This window comes from Mycobacterium sp. 852014-50255_SCH5639931, from assembly GCF_001665605.1.
Taxonomy (GTDB): domain Bacteria; phylum Actinomycetota; class Actinomycetes; order Mycobacteriales; family Mycobacteriaceae; genus Mycobacterium; species Mycobacterium paraffinicum.
In genome coordinates this window covers 1-773 of sequence record NZ_LZSV01000048.1, presented here as the reverse complement: position 1 = coordinate 773, position 773 = coordinate 1, and the positions used below count along the sequence as shown (strand labels likewise).

At 72.6% G+C, this 773-nt stretch carries 1 pseudogene; it reads right to left on the bottom strand.

From position 1 onward, the window contains the following. Positions 1-107 precede the first annotated feature (107 nt). Positions 108-773 (bottom strand): annotated as a pseudogene (locus A5758_RS24875) (mammalian cell entry protein); the annotation flags it as partial.

Here is a 773-nt window from a genome sequence, read left to right as displayed (position 1 = left end):
CTTCTGGTAGAGCCGCCAGCCGAGGGACCCGGCGACCAGGACCAGCAGTACCACCAGCACGCCGATGACCGTCCGGGGCCGCGGTTTGCGGATATTGAAGACGCTGCTCAATTCTGGCTACCTCCCGTGATGCCGCTGCCTCCCGTGCCGCCCGGGTTGATGAACGGGGCGGGCAGCTGCGGCCCGGGTCCCTGCGGCGCGGGCGGCCCCGGCGGCAGGCCGGGCGCGAACGTCGACGGTGGGGGGGTGGGGCCGGCGGGCTGCAGGTTCTCGGTGCGCGCGCCCGGTGGTGCCTGGACGGGCAGCGGTACCGGTGTGCCCGGGACATCTGGCGGCGCCTCGCCGGGGCGCGCGGCGATCGGGATTCCCGGTGACGGTGGCAGGCCGTTGGGGTTCGGCGGCGACGCGGCTACATCGGTCGGCGCTGGGAAACTGCCACCGAACGGGCCGACGTCTACACCCGTGCACGGCAACGGGTTCCACGGCCTCGGCAGGGCGTCGGGCGGCGGGGTGTACGAACACGCCGTTCCGGGCGGGACGGCCGGTCCCGGGTGCTCTGGTGTGCCTTCCAGCACCGGAGGTGCGGGCGGCGGTGCGCCGTTGGGGAACCGGGTGCCGTTGGGGTCGGGCCAGCGGAACTCGGGAAGCCCGGCGCTGCGCCAGAAGTTCTCCGGGTCGATGCCGCGCTTCTTGAAGGCGGCGTCGACGAACGGCTGCAAGATCCAATACGGCAGCAGATTGGACAGGACGATCTTGAAGTACGGTCCCGACGC